The organism is Nocardia sp. AB354 (assembly GCF_049538315.1).
Classification (GTDB): domain Bacteria; phylum Actinomycetota; class Actinomycetes; order Mycobacteriales; family Mycobacteriaceae; genus Nocardia; species Nocardia nova.
The window spans coordinates 1-16,761 of sequence record NZ_JBMVFU010000009.1; the positions used below are offsets into that span (position 1 = coordinate 1).

Sequence of the window (16,761 nt, forward strand, 5' to 3'; positions counted from 1 at the left end):
AGGACGAGGCCGAGCGGTCGTCCCGCGGGGGCTCGGTGAGCGCATCGACGGCGCTGGTCAGCTCGGCGAGCGCCGGCGTGGCCGCGGTGAGAAGATGCTGCCACCCGGGGTGCAACGACGACAATGCCGCACGCAGGATGGCCGTGTTGGTCGCCTGCCACTCCTGGACCGCTTGCCGGCCCGCGGCCGTCAGAGTCAGGGTCACCGCGCGCCGGTCGTCGCCGCCCGCCCGGGCCATCATGCCGCGCTGAGTCAGCGCGTTCGCCAAGGTCGTCACTGTATTCGGGGCCAATTGCAGGAGGCGAGCCACCTGACCGGGCCGCACCCCTGGGTGGTCGCCCACGCACGACAGCAGTTCCAACTGCGCGACCGACAGGGTCGCCGCAGGTTCGGCGGTGCGCGCTGCTCGCCGCATGGCGCGTCGGAGCCTGGCGATGACATCGGCCAGAGCCACTTCGCCGAGTTCGCCGGTGTCGGCGGACGGTCCCTTCATCGGGCTGCTGCCTTTCGCTGCACTGGTTCGGCGCGCCGTTGACATGTGGTGGCCAGAGCCGCGGCGGCCACGATCGACAGTACGGCCACGGCCACCCGCGCGCCGTCGGCCGGCAGATGCGCGGCGTCGCACAGATGAAGAGAAAGTGTCACCACCGCCACCCCGCCCGCCGTTCCCAGACCGCGAGCCATGTTCACCGATCCGCCCGCCGTGCCGGAGCGATGCTCGGGGACCGCGGTCATGATGACGGCGTTGTTTCCGGGAATGAACATGCCCAGACCGATGCCGAGCACCGCCAGCCAGATCGCCGCCCACCACGGCGCCGTCGGCTCGATCGCGATCGCCGCGGTGGCGACCACCATGATCGTCGCGCCGACGCGTTCCCGGCCCGCGGCGCGCCATCGGTTCGGCAGCACCCGCGCACCCCCGACCGCGGCCACGGCGAAACCGGCCGGCAGCGCCGTGAGGAGCAACCCGGCGCCGACCGCGCCGGCCGATCCGATCTGCGGAAACAACGCGAGCGGGCCGAACAGCACCAGATACGCCGCCCATGCTCCGAGAAGACCGCGTCGCAGCGGCGGATGTGCGAACTGCCCCGGATCGATCAGCGGATGCTCGGTCCTTCTCTCCCGCCACCACAGGCCTACCGCGCAGGCGCTCGCGAATGCCGCCGGGAACACCGACGTCCACGCCGGCACCCCGAGTCCGGAAACCGCCGATGCGGCGGTCAGCACGCCGGCCGCGCCGCCGATGAGCAGCAGCAGACCCGGCACATCGAATCCGGTCAACCGCGCGCGAGTACGCGTGCGCGGCAACAGGTATCGCCCCGCGACAACCGCCAGACACCCCACCGGCACATTGATCGCGTACACCCATCGCCAGCCCAGCGAGGCCACGACCACTCCCCCGACCAGCGGTCCGAGCGCCAGACCCAGCGCCTGCGCACCGGCCTGCACTCCCAACGCGGTGCGGATCCGACGTGCCGCGACACTCGTTGCCACCAGCGCCACGCTGTTGGCTTGCAGCATCGCCGCCCCCACCGCCTGCAGAACCCGAAAACCTGTGAGCCACCACAGGTTCGGCGCCAGCGCGCACAAGCCGGAGGCGAGGGTGAAGATCACGAAACCCTGAAGGTAGACGAACTTGCGTCCGGCAGCGTCGGACACTCTTCCAGCCGCGACGACCAGACCCACGAGGGTGACCAGGTAGGCGAGCGACACCCATTGCACACTCGCCAGCGGAGCCCCGAACTCCGACTGCAGCGCCGGGAACGTGAGAGTGACGATGCTGGCATCCAGTTGTCCCATGAACGCACCGAGACAGACCGCCGACACCGCCAACCATCCGGCCCACCGATGCTCCCTGATCACCCGCGGACGCGGCGACTCGACAACCATCGCTTCCTTCGACCATAGTTCTGCTACAGAAGTACCTAAAGACTGACGCGGGCACGTCGAATTGTCAAAACCTCTTCACTCTGGGTTTATGTGATCACGATTGCCCTTGGAGATGCATGATTACGATCTGTTACAGAACAGTTTCGCTGAAGTTCATGCCTGGTTCGGGGCTGCGCAAGTCAATCAACGCGGCTCGCGCACCGAATTCGAATCCGGCAACACGACGTCCGGCGAATCGGTGAAATACTCAAAGAGGTTGAGGGCCAAAGCATGTGATTCCGCCCACATCCGAAAGCGCATCTCCGCCTTTCTTGTTCGCCGCCTCGCCCCGAAGTGGGGCCACATCCTGGTGATTTCCGCCGCCTGTCCGACAACAAGGGGCGCGAGATGAACGAGGTTTGAATGAACAATATTTCGGTGTTCACTGCCTGTTAGCTGGCCTGGTCTGTGATTCCCTCGTCCCTGAACCACTCCGTCTCGAGGTTCCGCAAAAGATGATGATGAGGAAATTCGCCGCGACCGCCGCCATGCTGGTCGCCGCCGTCGGCGTCGCGGCCGGTACCGCGAACGCCGACCCCGCCGCCCCCGCGGCGCCCGAGAGCGTCTACTACAAGGCCAGCGTCGTCGACAACGACAAAGCCGTCATCAAGACCGACGGCGGCTCGATCGTCAACGAAGACGGCATGCTGAAGATCAAGGCCGCCAACGGCGCCGTGCTCGCCGGCACCCCGCTCAACTTCCGCGTCGACGACTTCGAGTTCCCGATCGCCGCCGACATCTCCGGCAACACCGCCACCCTGACCCCCCAGTACGACATGGCGCACGCGGTCTACAAGCCGGTCGCCCTCCCCTTCGAGGACTCGGCCCCCTTCAAGACCCCTTACGACCGTGAGGTCGCCGCGTTCAACCGCCTGAAGGACACCATTTCGACCGGTGCCACCATCGGCACGCTGGCCGGTGGTATCGGCGGCGCGGTCATCGGCTGCATCGCCGGCGCCGCCCTCGGTGTCGTCGCCACCGGTGCGCTGGCCACCCTGTTCGGCCTCGGCCCGCTCGGCGGCTGCGTCGCCGGCGCCGCCGCCGTCGGCTTCCTGGGCGTGCTCGCCGGCCAGATCTTCATCACCGCCCCGGTCGCCATCGGCGCCGCGATCCAGTACTTCGCCACCACCACCGCGCCGTTCTACCCGCCGGCGCCGGCCAAGTAACGGGCCGGCACTCGGGCTTACGAACCTAAACGGGGCATCAGCCCACGAGTTCGAACAGCCAGTAGGTACCGAAGCATGACGATGCCCTCGCAGCAGCTGCTGCGAGGGCATCGTCATGTGCGCATGTTGTGGGCCTCATCCGGCATTTTTCGTCATGACCTGCCGGCCTCGTCCCGCGATCTCGGCACTCGAATGTGCACACCCTCGACGACCGGCTCATCGCGGTGGCCGGACCGGACCGACGTCGGGCATGGCGGTGATACCGAAGTGCCTGCGCAGAGCTCTCCGGGCGGCGTGCACGCCGGGCATGCCGTGCACACCGGGGCCGGGCGGGGTGGATGCCGAGCAGAGGTACACGTCGGGCAGCGAGGTGCGGTACGGATCCCACTGCGCAACCGGCCGCGCCATGATCCGATACAGCGACACATGTCCGGCGGCGATGTCTCCGCCCACGTAATTGGCGTTGTGCGAGGACATTTCACTGGCGGGGATACACCGCGAGCCGACGACGACATCGCGGAAACCAGGAGCGAACCGCTCGATCTGTTCGATCGCGGTCTCGGTGATGTCGCGCGTCGACCCGTTGGGGACGTGCGCGTAGCTCCACAGCGGCCGGTACCCGTCGGGACCGAGGCGGGTTGGGTCGACGACGGTCGGCTGACTCACCAGCATCATCGGTGCCGGGTTGTGGCGGCCGCGGCCGGCGTCCGATTCGGCGCGGGCCATCTGTTCGCGCGTGCCACCGAGGTGCACGGTGCCCGCCTCCGCGACCCGTGAATCGGCCCAGGGAACCGGCTCGCTGAGCACGAAATCCACCTTGGCGACACCGTTGTTCGCCGAAAAGCGGCCCACCGCCCGGCGGTAGCGGGCGCTGAGCCGGTCACCGAACACCTCGGCCAGCGTCCAAGGGTTCGTATCGAACAGGTACACCCGCGCCGGCGGAAGGTCCGCGACGGACTCGACACGCCGATCGCAGATCACCTCCGCACCGCGCGCAGCCAGGTCGGCGGTCAGCGCGTCGGTGATGGCCCGGCTCCCGCCGATAGGAATGGGCCAGCCGTGCGAATGCGCGAGCGTGCCCAGCAGCAACGCGGTAGCCGCACCTGCCATCGCCGGAATCCCGGTGTTGGCGTGGGCGCCGACGCCACTGAGCAGAGCACCGCAGACGTGCGCGTCGGTACTGCGGTCCCACACCCGGGTGCCGAGCTGCATCGCCCGGATCCCCATCGTGGCGGCGGTAGCGAGCCCCCGCGGGTGCAGGACCGAGGCGGGAATGCTTCGGACATCGGACAACCCGAGGCCGCGGACCGCGTCGACGCCCTCGACCAGCGGCGTCATGATCCGCCGGTACAGCCGACTGTCACGTTCGCTGTGTTCGCCCAGGGTGGCCACCGTCCGGGAAAGGTCGCGGTAGGCCAGAGCCGCTGGCGCCTCGTCGAGCGGGTGGGCGAAGGAAATCTCGGGATACCCGAACCGGACACCGCGCGCCGCGAGATCGAACTGCGCGAAGAACGGCGAGGCTACCGCCATCGGATGCACGGCCGAGCACAGATCGTGCCACAGCGGAACCGCCAGATCGACGCGTTGTGTGCGGCATCCGCCGCCCGCCTCCGGCTCGGCCTCGAGCACCGTGACCGACAGGCCCGCCGCCGCACAGACGACCGCTGCCGCAAGACCATTGGGGCCCGATCCCACGACGACGACGTCGCTCGATGAGTTCATCCCGCGCGCCTTTCCGTCGACACCGCGTGCACAGGCCTATTCCACGAGGCGGCAGCTTCAAACACGCGAAGGCCCAGCTGGGCAGCGGGCGATAGTTCCGCCCTGAACCGCCAATCGTGCGTGAGGTGTAAACGAGGCTGCGGGGGTAGCCGACAGGTGGGGTCGGTGGCGAGCGGAAGGGGTTCGACGTGAGTGATATGGCGATCGCGCAGCGGTTGAGAGACCTTCTCGACGAAGACCCGGACTTGGCCGCCGGCTTGGAGCAGTCGCTGGTGCAAGCGCGGCAGGTGGCCGAAGACGGGCTGAAGGACGAGCTGCTCGAGGCGCTCCCGTGGCCACAGTCCGTCGCGGAGTACGTCGACTACATCGACGATTTCGCGCGCTGGGTGCCGCGCGAGACCGACTCGCCCGCATGGCGCGCCCAAGCACCGCACCAGCGGTACGCCCATGAGGTCAGCGACCGGCTCTCGCACTTCTTCTGGATCATCGACCAGAGACCCGACGGCCGTGACACGTCCGTGGCATACGGCTCGGACACATTCCGGGAATGGGTCACCGACTTCGCCCGAGACTGGGGAAGCTTCCTCGACACACCCGAATCCTTCGGACCCGACGTGCTGGAATCGTTCATCGACAACGCTCCCGAATACCACGTCGGCGACTCCCTGATCGACGGCAAGCCGAACGCACCCAGCGGCTGGATGACCTTCAACCAGTTCTTCGCCCGCGAACTGAACGGCGGCCTACGACCGATTGCCGAACCCGGCAGCAACCGATCGATAGCCTCACCCGCCGACTGCACGTTCCAACACCGCTACGACATCGACGACGCCTCGAACATTCCGGCGACCACGATCAAAGGCACCCATAAGTACGGCAATATCGCCACCCTTCTCACCGGCAGCGACTACGCCGAGAAATTCGCCGGCGGGACCTTCACCCACTACATGCTGCCGACCCACGCCTATCACCGCTTCCACCTACCGGTGGGCGGTCTCGTCAAAGAGTCGTTCGTGACTCACGGGCAAGCGTTCATGCAGGTAGAGCTGTCCGACCACGGCCTGAAGGGCCAGGACAACGCCGAGACCGGATTCGAGTTCTTCCAGACCCGGGGCGTGGTCATCATCGATACCACCGATTCACCGTGCGGCGACATCGGAACGGTCGCGGTCGTGTGCGTCGGCATGCAGAACGTCGCATCGGTAACCCTCACCTGCACCCCCGGCAAGCACATGGCCAAGGGAGACGAATTCGGCTACTTCACTTTCGGAGGCTCCGACATCATCCTGCTGTTCCACAAGGGCGTCGACATCGACATCGATACCGCCGAGGAAACCCGTCTGGTCGGCGTGCCGGTGGCGCGGTGCAGGTGACGCTGCCCCTGTCGCCCTCTCTCGCCGTGGGTATTGTTGCGGCGCGCTCACCAACGCTCGCGAACCATTGGGCGCCGTGCGCTCACCTCCCGACATCGCCAACGAATCGCCGGCAACGCCGCGAGACCGTCGCTTCGACGACAGCACCGGCTCCTCCCACACGGCCGCTCTGCACCGAGCAGCGGCGTCCATAGTCGAAAAATAGGTATGTTCCGGGTAGTTCTACCGTCGCGCGAGACACGCCCGGAAACGAAGCTGTGAATGCGGGGGATCCCGATATCACCTTCGAGGTTTGCGATGGTCCAGCACACACAGACACCGAGCGGCTGCCACACCCGCACCGGCGACTCTCTGATGGTTCGACGCTGCAGGCAATGCGACGGAATGCACGCACCGACCACTGCGGAATGCGCCGCGTGCCGTACCCGGAACATGGAGTGGACGCCATCGTCCGGCCGAGGCTCGCTCGTGTCCTACCGGCTGGTGCACCGCAGCATGGGCGCACCGCATGCCGAGGTCGTCCCGCTCACGATCGCCATCGTCGAACTCGACGAGGGACCACGCATCTACGCCACCGTCGAAGGCGACCTCCCGCCCTCCTGCGACCACCCGGTGCGGGTGCGCTTCGAGGCCCGGCCCAAATACGACCGCTTCCCGGTCTTCACAATCGACACCGCACCCACGGAACAGTTGCGCGAGTCGCCCGGTGACTCGGCAGACCGCAGCACGGAATGCGACGCCGCGTGGGTGCGGTCGTCACTGCGCCGCTGCGATCTGATGGCACGAGCGGGCCTGCTGAGCACCGCCGACCAGACACTGGTCGCCTTCGCCGTTCGATGGGCACCCTTCGGCGGCTCCACCGCGGAGGAGTTGCTCGTGGCCTTCGGCACCGATCGGCGCAGGTTCCTGCATCTGGTGGCCGAAGCCCTGCGCCCACGACGGACCGACACTCGCGCGGTACGCGAACACAGAAGGCTGCTGCATCAGACCCTGACCCGAGCATGGCAGGTTGGGCACACGAACTAGCGGAGACCGACTCCGTTCAATAACGGCCGATATCGAGGTGTGAATCCCATGGCCGCCCCTCCCACCGCTTGCGCGCCGACGCTGTTGCCACACGCCTGCGCGTTCGCCCGCGCTCAGGGGTGAGCAACGCGAACGGAAAGTGGCCGGTGTCGACTCACGTCGGCCGCACAGGCAATGGGACTCTGATTCAGCGGAAATTCTCGCGTCGGTGCACCTCTACCGGTGGGAAGGCCGGCCCTCCGCGGGAAGGGACAATCCTCGTGGCATGGGTGGCCGCGCTCGGCGGCTCATCGATCGATGGCAGTGAAGTGTTGGGAGTGACGATGCGAGCCCTGGTGATGACCGCCCCCGGTGGTGCGGAGAAGTCGGAGATCCGCGAGGTGGACCCGCCGCGGCCCGCTGCGGGCGAGGTGACCATCGACGTTGCCTACGCGGGCGTGAACTTCATGGACGTGATGGCTCGCCGAGGCGATGCGGGCTACGCCTCGTCGTGGCCCTACCGCCCCGGATTGGAAATCGCGGGCACTGTGCGCGAAGTGGGTGCCGAAGTCACCGGACCGGCCGTCGGCGATCGGGTCGCGGCCGTCGCGCTCGGCGGCGGAGGTTTCGCCGAGATCGCCACGGCGCGAGCGGAACTCACCGTCCCGGTACCGGACGCTGTCCCGTTGAGCTCGGCCGCCGCCACCCCACTCGGCCTGGCGACCGCTCTGCTGCTGCTCACCGAGGCCGGCCGCTTCACCGCCGGGGATACGGTTCTGGTGCATTCCGCCGCCGGCGGTATCGGCGGCGCGGTGGCACAGCTGGTGCCGCTGCTCGGTGGCGGCCGCCTCCTGGGCACAGTGAGCCGCGCCGGCCGGTCGGTGCCCGGCTACGACACCGTCCTCGTCCGCGGCGACGGCCTGGCCGAGGAGATCCGCGCGGCGACCGATGGCCGCGGAGTGGACCTCGTGCTCGACCCGCTCGGCACCGAGGCACTCGAGCTGGATCTCGAGGTCACCCGCCCCACCGGCCGAATTGTCTTGTTCGGCAACGCAGGTGGCGGCGCACCCGGCCCGCTCCCGCCCTTCGGTCGCCTGCTGGGCGGCAACCTCACCCTGACCGGTTTCAGCCACCGCGGCCTCGTCGCCGGTGCGCCGGCGAAGGTCGCCGCCGCTACCCGCCGGGTGCTGGACTACCTCGCCGAGGGCACACTGTCGCTCCCGGTCACCGAACTGGCGTCGCTGGACGAGGTGATTGCCGGACACGACCTGCTGGCATCCGGACAGGGTGCGGGCAAATACGTCGCCCGCATCGGTTCCTTCCGGAGCGGCCTCGCGATCCTCGGCGATCGATAGGTCAGGACTCCACGATGTCGACCAACTGCTTACCGAGATTGCCGCCCTCGAAGACAGCGCGCAGTGCACCGGGAGCGGATTCCAAGCCGATACTCACGGTTTCGGCGATGGTGAGTTCGCCCCGGTCGTGCCAGTCGCGCAGCGCCGCGAACGCCTCGGGAAAGCGGTCGAGATAGTCCAGGAAAATGAACCCTTCCATGCGTGCCCGGCGCATGGCCAGCTGCATGTAGTTTCGCGGCCCGTACTGCGGGTCCGCGCCGCTGTACCCGGAAGAGATCGCACCGGTCAGAACGACACGAGCGCCGTGCGCCAGGTGCGCCAGACCATGCTCGAGAACGCGGCCGCCGACACCGTCGAAGAAGACGTCGACACCGTCCGGGGCCAGGCGGGACAAACCGGCCGAGACGTCGTCGTTCTTGTAATCGATGGCGGCATGCAGGCCCGCACGGTCGGTGATCCAGGTGCATTTGGCCGGACCGCCTGCGATGCCGATGACAGTGCAGCCCAAGGCTTTCGCTATCTGTCCCGCAATCGATCCGGTCACACCGGCCGCAGCCGACACCAGCACCGTCCGGCCCGGCTCGGGCCGGCCGATATCCGTCATACCGAAGTACGCGGTCAAGCCGGGCGCTCCGAACAGGCTCAGCATCAGCGTCGGGGCGACACCGTCGGGCACCACGTTCAGCCCGAACAAACCCCCGCCGGACGCGACGACGTAATCCTGCCAGCCGACCATACCGGCGACCCAGCTGCCCTCCGGATAGCTCGCGGTGTTCGAGCGCACCACCTGTCCCACCCCGCTCCCCCGCATCACCGTGCCGACCGGGACCGCATCGATGTAGTTGTCCGAATCGTTGAGCCATCCACGCTGAGTGGGATCGATACCCAGTCGATGCACCCTGACCAAGGCCTCCCCAGGCCCCGGCACCGGAATCGGAGCGCTTCCGAGCTCGAAATCACCCTCCCGCAACTCCCCTTCGGGCCGCCTCCGCAGAATCCACTGCCGGTTCACCGTATCCGCCACCGGGCGATGCTAAATCACACACATCACAACCTTCGAACCATTTCCGCCGTGACCGGCAGGCACGGATTCGACTACTACCCCGGCCCGACAAGACGAGATCATGACGTCATTGTTTCGTCATCGCATCGCGGGGCACCTCCCCCTCCGAGTGCGCGATGATCTTCGGGGCGCCTGCTCATCAGGCTGTGGCGGCGGGCACCGACCAGGCAGGGCGAATCACACCGACGAGCGCGACCTACCGAGGAGACCGAGGTGGCAACAGTCGCCGAACGCGTGCAGCAACATATCGGCCGCGGCCACGCGGCGCAGATGCGAGAAGCCCGGATGTTTCTTCGCGGCCCCGGCACCGCCGCCACCGACATCGGACTGTCGACGAGCGACTACCTGGCGCTGTCCGGCGACAGGCGGATCACGGCCGCCATGAGCGAGGCGCTGCTCACCCCGATCGAACCCGAACCCGGTCCTCTGGCGCGCCGCCTGGCCGACTACACACACAGCGCTACGGCGGTGGTGTGCCAATCCGGCTGGGCGGCCAATATCGGGTTGTTGCAAGCCATTGCGGCGCCCGGCATTCCGATACATGTCGGGGAGAACACGCACATGTCCTGGCGACAGGCGGCCCTGGCCGCGGCCGCGCCGCTGTACACCTTCGGGGACAACGACCCCGCCCGGCTGGCGGCGCAGATCCGCGCCCACGGCCCCGGCATCATCGCCGTCGACGCGATCGACAACACCACCGGCACACCCAGCCCCCTGGCGGCACTGTGCGACGTGGCCGACGAGACCGGTTCTCTGCTCGTGGTCGACGAATCGCACTCGCTGGGCATCGCCGGCCCGCACGGTGCGGGTGCCGTGGTCGCGCTCGGGCTCACCCGGCGCGTGCCGTTTCGCACCGCCAGCCTGGCCAAGGCGTTCGTCGGCCGGGCCGGGCTGGTGACCGCGCTCGACCCCGAGTTCGCACCCTATTTCGAGTCGGTGTCCTACCCTGCGATCTTCTCCTCGGGCCTGCGATCCCACGACATCGCCGGGCTGTCCGCGACCCTGGAGGTGATCCGAGCCGAGGACGGACGCCGCGCCCGGCTGCGCGAGATCGCCCATACCGTCCGAAAAGCGCTCGCCCGCACAGGTTTCGACATGGCGGGAGTCGACAGCCACATCATCGCCGTTCCCGCCGGAACCGAAGCCGACGGTCGCGCGGTGCGCGCGATCCTGGAAGCACACGGTGTCCTCGGCGCGCCGTTCTGTCCGCCCGCCACCCCTGCGGGCAGGTCGCTCATCCGGCTGTCGCTACACGCCGCCCTCACCGCCGAGCAGATCGGGCGAATCATCACCGCGTGCGAACAGGTTTATGCCGTATACGGCGGGTGACCTCGGCCGCGCTCGGCGCTCATGCGTGCGGAGCCGTCACCGATCCGGCCGCCGCCGCGAACAGCCCCTGGCAGCCCGCTGCGACCTCGGCGATATCGGAGTACAGATCGACATCGTGGAGTTCCCGCAGCATCTCGACGCGACAGCCGTTGCGCAGCAATGCCTCCCGAGTGAGCGCACCGGTTCGATCGGTGGACATCGGCACCTCCGCGAGGACTCGTGCCGGGCGCACGTCACACAGCCCCAGCGCCCACCAGCCGCCGTCGGCCGCCGGCCCCAGCACCGCATCCGGGCCGGCCAGCAGCCGAGCCCCGCATTCGGCCAGCAGCGCCGGCCCGGCCTGCGGGGTGTCCATTCCGATTTGCAGAACGGGCAGCCCGAGTCGCGCCGCGTCGGCGTGCGCATTCGCCAGACGCACACCGAAACCGTCGCCGCGCTGCGGGACCACATCGAAATCGCGCAGGGCCGAACCTATTTCGCGCGCGCGGCAGGCTCGCTCCAGATCGCCGGTCCACGCGACCACGCCTCGCGCCGCGCCGCAGTCGCGCGCCGCGGCCAGGGTGTCCAGGAGCGCGGCGGCGGCCAGATCCGCCGCCTCGGCCGGAGCCAGCGGCGGGGTCAGCCGGGTCTTGGCGAATCCGGCGACCGGCGCCTTCGCCACCACCAGCAGCGTCAATGGCAGAACAGTCATCGCACACTCCAGAAGTCGCGGGCGGCACGTACCGTCCCGATTACCGAACCGGACACTTTCGACACACCGTGGGTGCGCGGCCGATAGGTGACATCACGTTCGACCACCTTCCACCCGGCCCGCGCCGCCCCGGCCAGCAGGGCCAGCGGATATCCCGACCGCGGATGCAGCGGGCCCAGTGCCACCAGCTCGGAGCGGCGGATCACGCGCATCGCGGCCAGATCGTGCACGGGCAGCCCGTAATGGCGCCGCAACCAGTGCGCCAGCAGCCAATTGCCCAGGCGCGCATGCCACGGCCAGGCGCCCCGGACCGGGCGGCGGCGCCCGGCCACCATGGTCACATCGGGGCCCAATTCGGCCACCAGCAGCGGTAATTCGTCGGGCGCCATCGAACCGTCACCGTCGAGCACCGCCACCAGTTCGGTTGTGGCGGCCGCGATCCCGGCTTGGACCGCACTGCCGTAGCCCGGAACGGATTCGACGACCACCATCGCGCCCGCGGCACGCGCCACCGCGGCGGTGTCATCGGTCGAACCGTTGTCCACGACGACGACCCGATACTCCGTCGGGACCGCCGCCAGGACGCCCGGTAGCGCGTCGGCCTCGTTCCGGCAGGGAATCACCACGGTCAGCTCTCCACTGGCTTCGACTGGGGTCACGTGTCGACCGTAAGGCCGATCGGACGAAAAACAGCTGGTGACACAGGTGACGAAAGTATGACGGCACGATCGCGTGCGCGCCGCGTCGCACCGACGGGACCTACGGTGAACGGGTGAGCGATACCCGCAGCAGCACCGCATCGCAGACACGGCGAGTATCGGGCGTGCGCGCCGATATCGCCTGCGCGGCAGCAGCGACGATCCTGGTGGCGGCCGCCTTCCTCGTGCCGAGGATCAGCACACCGCACTATCGCGAATCGCTCTACGCCGCGGCGGCGCCGATCTTCGGCTCCTGGCTTCCACATATCGGCTGGGGTACGGGCCCCGCGATCGTGATCGCCGTCGCCGTGGTGCTCTACGGCCCCCGGCTCGCCGCCACGCTCACCTGGCGACGGCTGCTGCCGGCCATCTGGGTGACCGCACTCGCGTGGGCGTTCTCCCTCGCCATGGTCGACGGGTGGCAGCGCGGATTCGCCGGCCGGCTCACGACGATGCACGAGTATCTGCACGAGGTCGGTGGAGTGCACGACATTCCGGCGATGCTGCGCGGATTCTCCGCCCGCATCCTGGACTATCAACCCGATTCGTGGACCACGCACGTGTCCGGTCACCCGCCGGGCGCACTGCTGGTGTTCGTCTGGATGGACCGGATCGGGTTGGGCGGCGGCGCATGGGCTTCCACGCTGTGCGTGGTGGTCGGCTGCAGCGCGTCGATGGCCGTGCTCGTGGCGATGCGGGCGTTGGGCGCGGAAAGCAGGGCGCGGGCGGCCGCACCGTATCTCGCCCTCGCGCCCGCGGCGATCTGGCTGGCGGTCTCGGCGGACGCGTTCTTCGCCGGAGTGGTCGCCTGGGCGGTGGCCGCGCTCGCGGTAGGACTCGGCGGCGCGCGGCCACGTCCGCTGATCCTGTTCGTCTCCGGGGTGCTGTTCGGATTCGGCATCTATCTCAACTACGGACTGGTTCTGATGGCCGTCCCGGCCGCGGCGGTGGCACTGCTGCGCGGTGTGCGAGCGGTGTGGCCCGCGGTGCTGGGCGCGCTGGCGGTCGTCGCCGCCTTCACGCTGTCCGGCTTCTGGTGGCTGGAGGGTTATCACCTGGTGGTGCAGCGCTACTACCAGGGCATCGCGACGACGCGTCCCGCGTCCTACTGGATCTGGGGAAATCTGGCGGCGACGGTGTGTGCGATCGGATTGGCGTCTGCCGCTGCGCTGCATCGGCTTCCGGGTGCGCTGCACCTTCCCGCGCTCACGCAGATCCGCGCCGCCCCCGCGGCGGCGCTCGCGCGCTGGCGCGCCCGCGCGGATCCGGCGGCGCTGCTGGCTCTGGCCGCGCTGACCGGTCTTCTGCTCGCCGATCTCAGCGGCCTGAGCAAGGCCGAGACCGAGCGGATCTGGCTGCCGTTCGACATCTGGGTGATCGGCGGAACCGCCTTCCTGCCGGCGCACACCGCGCGCGCCTGGCTGACCGTCCAGGCCGTCGGCACGCTGGTGCTCGCCCACCTCGTTCTCACGAATTGGTGAGCGCGGTGCGCATTTTGATCGCCGATGACGATCCCGTCGTGCGTGAGGTGGTCCGCCGCTACCTCGAACGCGACGGCATGGAGGTCACCGAAGCCGCCGACGGCGTACAGGCGGAACGCGCACTCGACGGCGGTGACATCGATCTGGCCGTTCTCGACGTGATGATGCCCGCGCCCGACGGCATCGAGTTGTGCCGGTCGGTGCGCGAGGGCGAGCGTCCCGAGACACCGATCATCATGCTGACGGCTCTCGGCGAGGAGGAGGATCGCGTGCTCGGGCTGACAGCGGGCGCCGACGACTACCTGACCAAGCCGTTCAGTCCGCGCGAGCTGGCGCTGCGGGTGGCGTCGGTGCTGCGCCGCACCCACGGACCGGCGCCGACGGCCGGTGTGCTGCGCAGCGGCGAGATCCGGCTGCGGCCGGCGGCCCGGACGGTGGATATCGCCGGTCGGCCGGTATCGCTGACGGCACGCGAATTCGACCTGTTGTCTTTCCTGCTGGCCAATCAGCGGCGCGTGTTCAGCCGGACGGAACTGCTCGCGCAGGTGTGGGGCTGGGATTTCGGCGACCAGTCGACGGTGACGGTGCACGTCAAACGCTTGCGTGCCAAACTCGGCGATACCCACCGGATCGAGACGGTGTGGGGGCGGGGCTACGCCTGGGGTACCGGGACAGGAGTCGATCGTGCCGAATGATGTTGCGGGACTGGTCGGATGGGCACTGGCCGGGTCGGTGCCGGTCGTCGCGCTCGGAGCGGTGCTGCTGCGCGCCTTTCGCAATCGGGCCCTCGGGCTGTCGATGGTGATTCTGGTGTTGATCCCGACGCTGGCCACCCTCAGCGGTTTCATCGCGGTCAGCGGTCTGATGTTCAGCGACGCGCTGGCCAAGATGTCGGTGGTCCTCGTCGTGGTCACGGCGGTGACCGTGCCCGCGGCGGTCGTCTTGGGCCGGGCGCAGGCACGGCAGCTGGTCTGGGAGAAACAGATGCTCGATCAGGAGCGCGCCGCCGAGGCGTCGCGGCGCGAACTGGTGGCGTGGGTCAGCCACGATCTGCGCACGCCGCTGGCCGGAATCCGGGCGATGGGCGAGGCGCTCGCCGACGGCGTGGTCGCGCAGACCGGAGATGTCGAACGCTACGGCAGGCAGGTCGTGCGTGAGACCACGCGATTGTCGGGCATGGTCGACGACCTGTTCGAGATGTCGAAGATCAACGCCGGAGCCCTGCGCCTGCACCTGGAACCACTGGATCTGCGCGAACTCATCGACGAGGTGGTCGCCGCCACCGAGCCGGCCGCCGGGCGTGCGGGAGTGAAACTGTCTGCCCGGCAACCGGATTCGGCGATCACCGTGGCCGGCAGCGACCAGGCGCTGACCCGGGTGCTGACCAACCTCGTGGCCAATGCGATCGCGCACACCCCGCCGGGCGGATGTATCGACATCTCGGCCGGGGTCGCACACGCCGGCGCCTGGGTGCGCATCGACGACACCGGTCCCGGCATCGCCGAGGCGGATCTCTCCCGCATTTTCGAGGCCGGATATCGCGGCACCGCCGCGCGCTCGCCCGCGGCCGAGGGCGGAGGTAGCGGTATGGGCCTGGCGATCGCCGCCGGTCTGGTGTCGGTCCACCACGGCGAAATCAGCGCGTCGAACCGGGAACGAGGCGCTCGCTTCGACATTCGGCTACCACTGCTCGGCGGTGCCGGCCGTGCCGCGGTGTCGCCGCCCGCTCACGAGCGCGGGTTGTCGATCTCGTCGTCCTGAGCGTCGCCGTCAGTGCCGCCACTGCGGCGCCCCCGCACCGGCGGCGGCCCGCAACGGAGCGGTGGCGAAGTCGGTGAGCCCCTGCGTGGGATCGATCGCCGCGGTGAAGCCCAGCAGTTCGCGGGCCCGATCCGGTCCCGCGACGATATGCCGCACATCGCCCGGCCGGAACTCGCCGGTCACCACCGGCTCGGGGCCGCCCTGGGCACGGGCGAGGATCGCGGCCACCGCGCCGATGCTGATCGGATGTCCCGATGCGATATTCAGCGCCGTGAACCGGTCCAACGGCTGTTCCACGGCCCGCCGGTTGGCGTCGGCGATATCGGTCACGTGCACGAAGTCGCGCATCTGGGCGCCGTCCTCGAATACGCGCGGCGCCGCCCCCGCCTCGAGCGCCGAGCGGAAGATCGCGGCCACACCGGAATACGGTGTATCCCTGGGCATCTCGGGTCCGTAGACGTTGTGGTAGCGCAGTGCGGTCACCGTCGAGCCGGTGGCCGTGGCCCACGCCGCGGCATAGTTCTCCTGCGCGAGTTTGCTGGCGGCATACAGGCTGCGCGGGTCCAGTGCCGCATCCTCCGGCACCGGCGCCCAGTGCAGTGGCGCACCGGTGTCGGGGTGGCGATGATCGAATACACCGCGCTCGAGGTCTGCGCGCCGACGTGGCAACGGCGTCACCGCCACGGAATCGGCTGTGCGATAACGCCCTTCGCCGTACACCACCATCGACGATGCCAGCACCAGCCTGCGGCAACCGGCCCGATCCATCGCTGCCAGCAGTACCGCCGTTCCCAGATCGTTGTGACTGGCGTAGGCGGGCGCATCCTGAACGGTCACCCCCGCACCCACCACCGCGGCCTGATGGCACACCACATCGATTCCCGGCAGCACACGGTCGAGCGCGTCCTGGTCGCGGACGTCGACGCGATGCAGCCCGTCCGGCGGCCGGGCCTCGACGCCGTGCGCCGCACTGAGCATCGCATCGACCGCCACCACCTCGTGCCCCGCATCGGTCAACGCGCGCCACACATGAGATCCGATAAACCCGGCCGCTCCGGTCAGCAGAATCCGCATACCGAGATTCTGGCCACGGTCGCGGCGCGATGCGGGGACGCGGCGCCACCGGTAAGCAAACCGTCACAATTCGAAGCGACTCTCGGCCATCGCGAATCCGCGCCCGCAGCCGTG

General features: G+C 68.8%; 15 protein-coding genes. 8 read left to right on the forward strand and 7 right to left on the reverse strand.

Going from position 1 to position 16,761, the window contains the following annotated elements:
* Both ACPCUW_RS14795 and ACPCUW_RS14800 read right to left on the reverse strand, forming a co-directional pair.
* On the reverse strand, positions 1–493 hold a 493-nt coding region (locus ACPCUW_RS14795), incomplete at its 3' end, for a MarR family winged helix-turn-helix transcriptional regulator (RefSeq protein WP_064905926.1).
* A complete protein-coding gene (locus tag ACPCUW_RS14800; protein ID WP_423425399.1) occupies positions 490–1,890 on the reverse strand; it encodes an MFS transporter in 1,401 nt (466 codons plus the stop codon). The genes ACPCUW_RS14800 and ACPCUW_RS14795, both read right to left, overlap by 4 nt.
* A gap of 494 nt (positions 1,891–2,384) precedes the next feature.
* Here ACPCUW_RS14800 and ACPCUW_RS14805 point away from each other — a divergent pair, with 494 nt between their 5' ends.
* Positions 2,385–3,095: a hypothetical protein gene (locus ACPCUW_RS14805; RefSeq protein WP_423425401.1), complete on the forward strand. Its 711-nt coding sequence runs from the start codon at positions 2,385–2,387 to the stop codon at positions 3,093–3,095.
* A gap of 216 nt (positions 3,096–3,311) precedes the next feature.
* Here the strand turns inward: ACPCUW_RS14805 and ACPCUW_RS14810 are convergent, their stop codons facing one another.
* Complete coding sequence (locus ACPCUW_RS14810) at positions 3,312–4,817, reverse strand: phytoene desaturase family protein (RefSeq protein WP_423425403.1); 1,506 nt, start codon at positions 4,815–4,817, stop codon at positions 3,312–3,314.
* A 197-nt stretch (positions 4,818–5,014) separates the two neighbouring features.
* Here ACPCUW_RS14810 and ACPCUW_RS14815 point away from each other — a divergent pair, with 197 nt between their 5' ends.
* The 3 genes from ACPCUW_RS14815 to ACPCUW_RS14825 all read left to right on the forward strand — a co-directional run bounded on the left by ACPCUW_RS14815 (position 5,015) and on the right by ACPCUW_RS14825 (position 8,550).
* Positions 5,015–6,190 (forward strand): phosphatidylserine decarboxylase, encoded by a 1,176-nt coding sequence (locus ACPCUW_RS14815; protein WP_423425647.1) that lies wholly within the window; start codon positions 5,015–5,017, stop codon positions 6,188–6,190.
* A gap of 432 nt (positions 6,191–6,622) precedes the next feature.
* Positions 6,623–7,216, forward strand: coding sequence for a Zn-ribbon domain-containing OB-fold protein (locus tag ACPCUW_RS14820; protein ID WP_423425405.1), 594 nt, complete (start codon positions 6,623–6,625; stop codon positions 7,214–7,216).
* Between the two features lie 323 nt (positions 7,217–7,539).
* Positions 7,540–8,550 carry a quinone oxidoreductase family protein gene (locus ACPCUW_RS14825; protein WP_423425648.1) on the forward strand — a complete coding sequence of 337 codons (1,011 nt, stop codon included), beginning with the start codon at positions 7,540–7,542 and terminating at the stop codon, positions 8,548–8,550.
* 1 nt (position 8,551) lies between these two features.
* Here the strand turns inward: ACPCUW_RS14825 and ACPCUW_RS14830 are convergent, their stop codons facing one another.
* Positions 8,552–9,574 (reverse strand): NADP-dependent oxidoreductase, encoded by a 1,023-nt coding sequence (locus tag ACPCUW_RS14830; RefSeq protein WP_423425406.1) that lies wholly within the window; start codon positions 9,572–9,574, stop codon positions 8,552–8,554.
* 252 nt (positions 9,575–9,826) lie between these two features.
* Between ACPCUW_RS14830 and ACPCUW_RS14835 the strand changes: the two genes are divergently transcribed.
* On the forward strand, positions 9,827–10,942 hold the full coding sequence (locus tag ACPCUW_RS14835) for an aminotransferase class I/II-fold pyridoxal phosphate-dependent enzyme (protein WP_423425408.1): 1,116 nt from the start codon (positions 9,827–9,829) through the stop codon (positions 10,940–10,942).
* Positions 10,943–10,961: 19 nt separating this feature from the next.
* Here ACPCUW_RS14835 and ACPCUW_RS14840 read toward each other — a convergent pair whose 3' ends face one another.
* The gene (locus tag ACPCUW_RS14840; RefSeq protein ID WP_423425410.1) at positions 10,962–11,633 is read right to left on the reverse strand and encodes a TIGR04282 family arsenosugar biosynthesis glycosyltransferase; all 672 of its coding nucleotides are present in this window, start codon (positions 11,631–11,633) and stop codon (positions 10,962–10,964) included.
* Complete coding sequence (locus ACPCUW_RS14845; RefSeq protein WP_423425412.1) at positions 11,630–12,292, reverse strand: glycosyltransferase family 2 protein; 663 nt, start codon at positions 12,290–12,292, stop codon at positions 11,630–11,632. Before ACPCUW_RS14845 ends, ACPCUW_RS14840 begins: the two co-directional genes overlap by 4 nt.
* 113 nt (positions 12,293–12,405) lie before the next feature.
* On the opposite strand from ACPCUW_RS14845, the gene ACPCUW_RS14850 reads away from it, so the two are divergent.
* The 3 genes from ACPCUW_RS14850 to ACPCUW_RS14860 are packed head-to-tail and all read left to right on the forward strand — an operon-like array spanning position 12,406 to position 15,573.
* On the forward strand, positions 12,406–13,812 hold the full coding sequence (locus tag ACPCUW_RS14850) for a hypothetical protein (RefSeq protein WP_423425414.1): 1,407 nt from the start codon (positions 12,406–12,408) through the stop codon (positions 13,810–13,812).
* A gap of 5 nt (positions 13,813–13,817) precedes the next feature.
* Positions 13,818–14,507: a response regulator transcription factor gene (locus ACPCUW_RS14855; protein WP_245925866.1), complete on the forward strand. Its 690-nt coding sequence runs from the start codon at positions 13,818–13,820 to the stop codon at positions 14,505–14,507.
* Positions 14,497–15,573, forward strand: a complete 1,077-nt coding sequence (locus ACPCUW_RS14860; RefSeq protein WP_423425416.1) for a sensor histidine kinase — start codon at positions 14,497–14,499, stop codon at positions 15,571–15,573. Before ACPCUW_RS14855 ends, ACPCUW_RS14860 begins: the two co-directional genes overlap by 11 nt.
* A gap of 9 nt (positions 15,574–15,582) precedes the next feature.
* Here the strand turns inward: ACPCUW_RS14860 and ACPCUW_RS14865 are convergent, their stop codons facing one another.
* On the reverse strand, positions 15,583–16,647 hold the full coding sequence (locus ACPCUW_RS14865; RefSeq protein ID WP_064911395.1) for an NAD-dependent epimerase/dehydratase family protein: 1,065 nt from the start codon (positions 16,645–16,647) through the stop codon (positions 15,583–15,585).
* Positions 16,648–16,761: the final 114 nt, after the last annotated feature.

Coding starts and splice junctions, on each gene's coding strand:
- ACPCUW_RS14840 (WP_423425410.1), bottom strand. CDS start 11,633: ATGACTGTTCTGCCATTGACGCTGCTGGTGGTGGCGAAGGCGCCGGTC.
- ACPCUW_RS14825 (WP_423425648.1), top strand. CDS start 7,540: ATGCGAGCCCTGGTGATGACCGCCCCCGGTGGTGCGGAGAAGTCGGAG.
- ACPCUW_RS14815 (WP_423425647.1), top strand. CDS start 5,015: ATGGCGATCGCGCAGCGGTTGAGAGACCTTCTCGACGAAGACCCGGAC.
- ACPCUW_RS14810 (WP_423425403.1), bottom strand. CDS start 4,817: ATGAACTCATCGAGCGACGTCGTCGTCGTGGGATCGGGCCCCAATGGT.
- ACPCUW_RS14865 (WP_064911395.1), bottom strand. CDS start 16,647: ATGCGGATTCTGCTGACCGGAGCGGCCGGGTTTATCGGATCTCATGTG.
- ACPCUW_RS14820 (WP_423425405.1), top strand. CDS start 6,623: ATGGAGTGGACGCCATCGTCCGGCCGAGGCTCGCTCGTGTCCTACCGG.
- ACPCUW_RS14800 (WP_423425399.1), bottom strand. CDS start 1,890: ATGGTTGTCGAGTCGCCGCGTCCGCGGGTGATCAGGGAGCATCGGTGG.
- ACPCUW_RS14805 (WP_423425401.1), top strand. CDS start 2,385: ATGATGATGAGGAAATTCGCCGCGACCGCCGCCATGCTGGTCGCCGCC.